Annotated in this window: 9 protein-coding genes; 3 read left to right on the forward strand and 6 right to left on the reverse strand. The window is 72.3% G+C overall.

The annotated features are described in order from the left end of the window. Positions 1-53: 53 nt before the first annotated feature. Positions 54-320, reverse strand: coding sequence for a response regulator (locus tag AB0H81_RS43190; protein WP_358387824.1), 267 nt, complete (start codon positions 318-320; stop codon positions 54-56). 186 nt (positions 321-506) lie between these two features. Between AB0H81_RS43190 and AB0H81_RS43195 the strand changes: the two genes are divergently transcribed. From AB0H81_RS43195 to AB0H81_RS43205, 3 genes are all read left to right on the forward strand, one after another. After that, on the forward strand, positions 507-686 hold the full coding sequence (locus AB0H81_RS43195) for a hypothetical protein (protein WP_358387846.1): 180 nt from the start codon (positions 507-509) through the stop codon (positions 684-686). After that, positions 635-823, forward strand: coding sequence for a zinc ribbon domain-containing protein (locus tag AB0H81_RS43200; RefSeq protein ID WP_358387827.1), 189 nt, complete (start codon positions 635-637; stop codon positions 821-823). Before AB0H81_RS43195 ends, AB0H81_RS43200 begins: the two co-directional genes overlap by 52 nt. 178 nt (positions 824-1,001) lie before the next feature. Further along, positions 1,002-1,439, forward strand: a complete 438-nt coding sequence (locus AB0H81_RS43205; protein WP_358387829.1) for a hypothetical protein — start codon at positions 1,002-1,004, stop codon at positions 1,437-1,439. Positions 1,440-1,538: 99 nt separating this feature from the next. Here AB0H81_RS43205 and AB0H81_RS43210 read toward each other — a convergent pair whose 3' ends face one another. The 5 genes from AB0H81_RS43210 to AB0H81_RS43230 form a co-directional block, all read right to left on the reverse strand. Further along, complete coding sequence (locus AB0H81_RS43210) at positions 1,539-2,570, reverse strand: M23 family metallopeptidase (RefSeq protein ID WP_358387832.1); 1,032 nt, start codon at positions 2,568-2,570, stop codon at positions 1,539-1,541. Between the two features lie 257 nt (positions 2,571-2,827). Further along, on the reverse strand, positions 2,828-4,753 hold the full coding sequence (locus AB0H81_RS43215; protein WP_358387834.1) for a hypothetical protein: 1,926 nt from the start codon (positions 4,751-4,753) through the stop codon (positions 2,828-2,830). 103 nt (positions 4,754-4,856) lie between these two features. Continuing rightward, a complete protein-coding gene (locus tag AB0H81_RS43220; protein ID WP_358387837.1) occupies positions 4,857-5,069 on the reverse strand; it encodes a DUF2277 domain-containing protein in 213 nt (70 codons plus the stop codon). A 43-nt stretch (positions 5,070-5,112) separates the two neighbouring features. Then, complete coding sequence (locus AB0H81_RS43225) at positions 5,113-5,865, reverse strand: IclR family transcriptional regulator (protein WP_358387840.1); 753 nt, start codon at positions 5,863-5,865, stop codon at positions 5,113-5,115. 34 nt (positions 5,866-5,899) lie between these two features. After that, a partial coding sequence (locus tag AB0H81_RS43230; RefSeq protein WP_358387843.1) for a (Fe-S)-binding protein occupies positions 5,900-6,658 on the reverse strand: 759 nt, incomplete at its 5' end.

The raw sequence follows: 6,658 nt of genomic DNA on the forward strand, positions 1-6,658 counted from the left end.
GCAGGGCCTCCATCCGCTGGACCCGTCGAACACCAACCAGTCCGACAACGTGCTCAAGGGCAGGCCGTCCGCCTTCGTCGGGACCAGCACGCGCACACCGGCACTCGGCTCACCGCGCGCAGCATGCGCAGCAGTTCCACACCGTCGAGGTCGGGCAGCCCGAGGTCGAGGACCACCAGGTCGGGCCGGTCCTCGACGGCCAGCCGCAGCCCCTCGAACGCCGTGGGGGAGGAGGAGACGGCGTGGCCCAGGTCGCGCAGCCCGCGACTGAGCGCGGTCCGGATGGCCCCGTCGTCCTCGATGAGCAGGATGTCAGCCATCAGAACCTCCTGAGGGAACCGGCGGCTTCAGCCGTCGGGGGAGTCGGGAGCGCCAAGGCCCGAGTGTGCCCTGACCTGACAGGTTCGCACATCACGGATGTCCTTTCGGCTTCTGCCGGTGCCGGGCCGGCGCCGGTTCGACACCGTGCAGTGGCCTGCCGTCAAGAACGGCGCGAGCTGGGTGACGTGATCGTGCACGAAGACCTGCGGATCACCGGCATGACCCGCTCGGCGTCCGGCACGATCGAGCGTCCCGGCCGCAACGTCGCTCAGAAGGCCGGGCTGAACCGCGGCATCCTGGACGCGGGTTGGGGATGTTCCCGCAGGTCCTCACGGACAAGGCTGAAAGCGCCGGTCGAGAGCTGATCGCAGTCGATCCCCGCAGCACCTCCCGCACCTGCTCGCGATGCGGGCACTGCGCGAAGAAAACCGCCTCACCCAAGCCGCGTTCCGATGCACGGCGGGCGATCACCGGGCGCACGCCGACGTCAACACGGCCATGAACATCCTCAGGGCAGGGCTTGCCCTTCGTGAGGCCGCGCGAGCGGCTTGGCGAGAAGCCGCTCCCTTCAGAGAGCGGAGGAGCCACATGAAGCAACCGTAGACGGTGCGGGCGGGTGGCCCGGCTCTCTTATCCTCGCGTTAACGGCGGCTTAGCGGTGGAGGGGGGAAGCTGGGGCGGTGAAGAGGTACGTCGTGGCGTGGGCCGCCACCGCGGCCGCCGCGACCGGCGCCGCCGTGGCGGTGCTCGGCCTGCTGGGAGGCTCCCTGACCGCCGGTTCGGGGCGGGTGCTCGACCGGGACGACGTACGCGCCGCGCTGGCCTCCGCGACCTCGCGCCCCCGTCCTTCGGGCACGCCCGCGCTCCCGTCCGGCACCACTGCTCCGGCGGCCGCCGACCGGCTCCTCCAGACGGCCGGCGGCACGGTCATCGCCTCCTGCGAGGGCGACCAGGTACGGCTGCGCTCCTGGAGCCCCGCCCAGGGCTTCTCCGTGGACGGCGTCGAGCCCGGCCCCGCGCTCCGCGCCAAGGTCGAGTTCGAGCCGGAGGAGGGCGAGGAGGTCGAGGTCGTGATCGCCTGCTCGGGGGGCCGGCCCGTGAGCCTGCCGAAACGATGATGACCGCGGCCCGCCCTCTCGTAGGCGAGAGGGCGGGCCGCGGTCACGTGAAGGTACGCGCATCGGCCGCCCGCTCATGGAGCGGGCGGCTGTCGCGGATCAGCTGCAGTGCTCGAACGGACTGGTGTAGGTGTCCGTGCCGGTCTTGCCGCCCCACTTGACGCACTTGCCGGACGCGGTGGCCTTCACCGGGCCCGCGTAGTAGGTGAAGCTGCCGCTGTCAGTGGTGCGAGGCTTGTCCTTCACTTCCAGGAAGGCGCTGGCGGCGGTCTTCGTGCCGAGCGACTTCTTCTTGATCGTGGCGACGCAGTTCTGGCCGTTGCCGCTGTTGTAGGTCAGGTAGACGGTGCCGGACGTGCCGAGCGCCTGCTGGTCGATCACCTTGAAGCCGCTGCCGCACACGGACGCCGCGGTGTGCGGGTTGCCGGGGGTGCCGGGGGAGCCACCGCCGCCGCAGTTCTTGGAGGTGACCGTCTGGGTCGGGTAGCCGAAGGTGACGCCGTTGAAGACGGCCTTCTGGATGTTCGACGGGTAGCTGCTGCCCTTGCGGATCTCGAAGTGCAGGTGCGCGCTGATGTTGTTGCCCGGCTTGCTGGTCTTGCCGACCGTGCCGAGCTTCTGGCCCTGCGACACCCTGGCGCCCGCGGCGACGGCACGCGAGTTCAGGTGCGCGTAGAAGGACGTGTAGCCGCCCCCGTGGTCGACCTTGACGAGGTTGCCGTAGCCGTTGGCCGAGCCCTGGTGGGCCGAGATGACCACGGTGCCCGCCGCGGCGGCCACGACGGTGTCGCCGAGGTCGGCGTTGGCCGAGCTGCCCCGGTTGAAGTCGATCTCATACGCCCTGTGCGCGCTGCTGTTGCTGGAGTTGCCGGTCCAGGACTGGCCGCAGGGGAAGGGAAGCTGGAACCTCGGCGCCGCCAGGGTGGAGGCGAGCGGGACGTTGATCTCGTTCGCCGGGTCGCCGCCCTCACCCTCGTCCTCAGCGGGGGGCGTCGCCGTCGCGGTGGGGCTGGGGGCGGGCGTGTTGGTCGCCGTCGGCGCGAAGACCGTGCTGGCCGACGCGGCGGCCTGGCCCGACGCAAGGCCGATTAACAGGGCGAAGCCCACCGTGAGCATCCCTTTGGATCTCATGCGAATTCCTTCCACGGTCGCCGGGGACGGAGGTCCCACGCGGCGCCCGAGCTACGTTGGCTCTGTCGAAACGCGCTTGCTGGAGATCAAGATTGCGGATCGCCCGCACAGAGAACGTCCAGAAAATCGCACAGGACCCGCGCTCCCGCCCCTGACCAGCGGGAACGCGGCGAAAAATTCGGTCCTAGAGGACTTGCGAGCAGGCCGAAACCACCCTCGGTGGTGCCCGGCTCGCCGGGCGAAGGGAGGACCCGCGGTCAGGACTCCGCGCCGAGCGCCGTCTTCGTCAGCTCCGCCTGCCGCCTGATCTGGCCGAGCACGATCGGGTTGACGCCCTTCTCCTCGAACATCGTCACCATCCGGTCCATCACCGCGTTGGCCCGGCCGAGGTCGCCCTGCCGGGCCTCGGCCCGGGCCAGCCGCCGCATCACCATGTTGAGCGTGATGTTGTCGATGAGCCCGTCCGAGGCGGCCTCGCGGGCCACGGCCGACAGCTGCTCGACGCCCTGCTTGGGGTCCGGGGGCCGGACCCGCAGCCGCTTGCCCGCCGTGATCACCTTGAACTCCCGCTCGGCGTTGAGCCCCTTGACCATCCGGGCGTACACCGCGAGGGGGTGCCCGCCGTACCGGTCGAGCAGCTCGTCCAGCGCCTCGTTGCCGGCGCGCAGCTCCGGCGAGTCGGAGCCGAGCAGTGAGAACAGCTTGCCCTGCTCCTCGCCGAGCATCAGCTCGGCGACGCGGTGGTCGTCGGCACCGGCCGGGTAGCGCACCCGCACCAGGCAGGGGTCGGAGACGATGCGCGAGCCGTCGGCGGCGATGTACTGGCCGCGCACGCGGTACTCGCCGGGCTGCTGGAAGTAGTGGCCGTCGCGGCCGTGCCCGATGTAGGCGCTGCGGTACATGGCCGGGTTGCCCTGGTCGAGCCGCACCTCGGCGGAATGGTCGACGCAGTGGCGCATCATCGGCCGGTACAGGACGGTGCGGCCGCTCGGCTGGGTGATGGAGATCTGCGTGAACTCGGTGTCGGGGTGCAGGTGGCTGTGGGTGGCGCGGGGCTCGCCCGTGTACGACAGCTTCAGCTCCACCACGACCGGCTCGCCGAAGCCGAACCACTCCTTGGCCCGCACCTCCAGGCGCAGCCCCGACAGGTCCTCCACCGGCCGCTCGAACGGCGCGATCTCGGCCGCGCCGGTGCCGAACGCGTTGGCGCCCATCGCGACGTCCCGGTAGAAGCCGTGCCGCAGGTGCACGAGCTCGGCGTCGGTGAACTGGAACGGGAACGCCGCCCAGTAGCCCGGCTCGCCGCCGGGGCGGTAGTTCTGCACGTAGTTCATCCATGACAGGTCGCCGAAGCCGCCGTCGGGGCCGAGCGGCTGGGGCGGGGTGGCCAGGTTCTTCTGCCAGGAGTGCAGCAGGTTGAAGGCGTGCCCGAGCTCGTGGACGTAGGTGCGCAGCTGCGCCCGCTGGGCCTGCGGCGTGTCACCCCTGATCGCGTCGTAGAACACGGCGGAGCCCTGCCGCTGGTGGGTGTCGTTGTAGTCGAACATGATGCCCCGGTAGCCGCCGACGTGCCGGCTGGCCACCAGCAGCCACACCCGCCAGGCCACCGCGTCGGCGAACAGGCCGAACTGCTGCGTCATCGCGTGGTGCAGCTCGGCGTCGTCCCAGGCCAGGTCGGCGCCGGAGCCGTCGGCCGGGATGACGCCCGGCTCGGCCACGGTCAGCCCGATCCCGGCCTCGGCGTAGGCGGCGGCCACGCTCAGCTCGCGGGGCGGGCACCCGGCGGGGGTGGGCAGGGCCGAGGTCGGATAGGAGGCGAACGGTACTGTCCCGACGACGGAGTCGACCTCCAGCAGCACCTGCCGGAAGTGGGGCGAGGCGAACGTCACGGGGTAGACGCGCCCGGCGACCTCGGCGGTGCCCGAGCCGCCGGTCAGCGTGACGGTGACGTCCTTGGCCGCCGTGTCGAAGGTGAACGCGCCCCGGCCCGCGATGCGCGCCTCGTCGCCCTCCGCCCGGACCGTGGGGGAGTGGACCACGAACGAGCCGGCGTAGGTGGTGGTCGAGCCCGCCACGGTGAACAGGTCGCCGCTGATCCGGCCGGTGGGCCGCGTCCCGTCCACGTCGACCCGGAGCTCCAGTCGCGATCCGCCGTCCTGACCCTGATACAGCCCGCTGATCATGGCAGCTCCCTGGGATCCGATGGGGGTACACCGGGGAGACTTCTCCCGGCGGGGGCCGCTGTCAACGACCCTCGCCGTCACTGGCCTGTGCGGGGCGGGCGGGTCAGTGAGAGCCGCGGACCCTCAGCGCCCCGAGCAGCTCCTCCGACGCCCGGGTGATCTCCTCGACCGCCCGCTCGAACGCCTCCGCGTTGTGCGGGGCGGGCGAGCGGAATCCGGAGATCTTGCGCACGTACTGCAGCGCCGCCGCCCGCACGTCGTCCTCGGTGACGTCCTCGGTGTACGGCGGGCGCAGCGTCTTGATGCTTCGGCACATGCCTCAACCGTAATGGCCGGCACCGTCAGAAACGTGGGCGCCGTCAGCGCTCACCGGCCACCGGCGCGAGCTCCGCGCCGAACGCGCGCGCGATGCCCCGCATTCCCTCGGCCAGCTCCTCGCGGTCCACCGCGTCGATCCGCTCGGCCGGCCCGGACACCGACATGGCGGCCACCACCCGCTCGCCGTCGCTCACGGGCACGGCCAGGCAGTGCACGCCCAGCTCCTCCTCGCCCAGGTCCATGGCGTAGCCGAGCGTCCGGACCCGGTCCAGCTCGGCCAGCATGGCCCCTGCCTCGGTGATCGTGTTGGGGGTGCGGCGCGGCATGCCGGTGCGCTCCAGCAGCGTCACCGCGTCCTCGGCGGCGCGGTCGGCGAGCAGCACCTTGCCCACGGCCGTGCTGTGCGGCAGGACCCTCCGGCCCACCTCGGCGAACATCCGCAGCCGCCGCGGCGAGGGCACCTGCGCCACGTACACGACGAAGTCGCCCTCCATGACGGCGAGGTTCGCCGTCTCGCCCGACAGCTCCACCATCCGCGCGAGGTACGGCCGCGCCCACGCGCCCACCATGCCCTCGGCCACCCCGCCGAGCCGCATGAGCCCCGCCCCGAGCGCGTAGCGCCGGTCGGACTCCTGGCGCACGTAGCCGCGGGCGAGCAGCGTGCGCAGCAGCCGGTGGATCGTCCCGTACGGCAGGCCGGTCTTGGCGGCGATCTCCGACAGGCCGGCCGCGCCGCCGTGCTCGGCCAGGCTCTCCAGCACGTCCAGCGCCCGCTCGATCGACTGCACGCTCACGCGCCGGTACCCCCGTCCTTTACACCGGATTCGGTCACAGCGGCACCCCGCGCAGCGAGGCGTCCAGCACCTCGGCCGTGTGCGCCACCCTGATCGCGGCCCCGGCCCGGCGCATGGCCGCGGCGATCTGCATGGTGCAGCCGGGGTTGGCCGACACCAGCAGCTCTGCGCCGGTCGAGGCCACCCCCTTGGCCTTGCGGTCGCCGAGGTCGCGGGCGGCCTCGGGCCGGAAGATGTTGTACGTGCCCGCAGAGCCGCAGCAGATCGCCGCCTCGGGCACCTCCCGCAGCTCCAGCCCCGGGATCGCGGCCAGCAGGGCGCGCGGCTGTGACCGCACTCCCTGGGCGTGGGCCAGGTGGCAGGCGTCGTGGTAGGCCGCGACGACCGGCAGCGGATGCCGCGTCGCCACCGGCCCCAGCTCGGCCAGGAACTCCGACAGGTCGCGGACCCGGAAGGCGGGCTCCGCGCCGAACAGCTCGCCGTACTCCTTCATCGACGAGCCGCAGCCGGCGGCGTTGACCACCACGGTGTCCACCCCGGCCCGTTCGAACACGCGGATCGTGCGGCGGGCCAGCCGCCTGGCCTGGTCCTCGCGCCCCGAGTGGACACTGAGCGCGCCGCAGCAGCCCTGGCCCGGCGGGATGACCACGTCGCAGCCCTCCAGCGCCAGCACCCGGGCGGTGGCGGCGTTCACCTGCGGGAAGAACTCCCGTTGCACGCAGCCCGTGAGCATGCCCACGACGGCGCGGCGCGGCCCCCTGGCGCGCACCAGGCGCGGCAGGCGCGGGCGCCG

Origin of the sequence: Nonomuraea sp. NPDC050691 (assembly GCF_040654455.1) — a bacterium.
In the GTDB taxonomy this organism is placed as follows: Bacteria; Actinomycetota; Actinomycetes; order Streptosporangiales; family Streptosporangiaceae; genus Nonomuraea.

Bases quoted from the DNA above. Each gene is read 5' to 3' on its own strand.
- AB0H81_RS43215 (WP_358387834.1), bottom strand. From the start codon at position 4,753: ATGATCAGCGGGCTGTATCAGGGTCAGGACGGCGGATCGCGACTGGAG.
- AB0H81_RS43200 (WP_358387827.1), top strand. From the start codon at position 635: ATGTTCCCGCAGGTCCTCACGGACAAGGCTGAAAGCGCCGGTCGAGAG.
- AB0H81_RS43190 (WP_358387824.1), bottom strand. From the start codon at position 320: ATGGCTGACATCCTGCTCATCGAGGACGACGGGGCCATCCGGACCGCG.
- AB0H81_RS43210 (WP_358387832.1), bottom strand. From the start codon at position 2,570: ATGAGATCCAAAGGGATGCTCACGGTGGGCTTCGCCCTGTTAATCGGC.
- AB0H81_RS43220 (WP_358387837.1), bottom strand. From the start codon at position 5,069: ATGTGCCGAAGCATCAAGACGCTGCGCCCGCCGTACACCGAGGACGTC.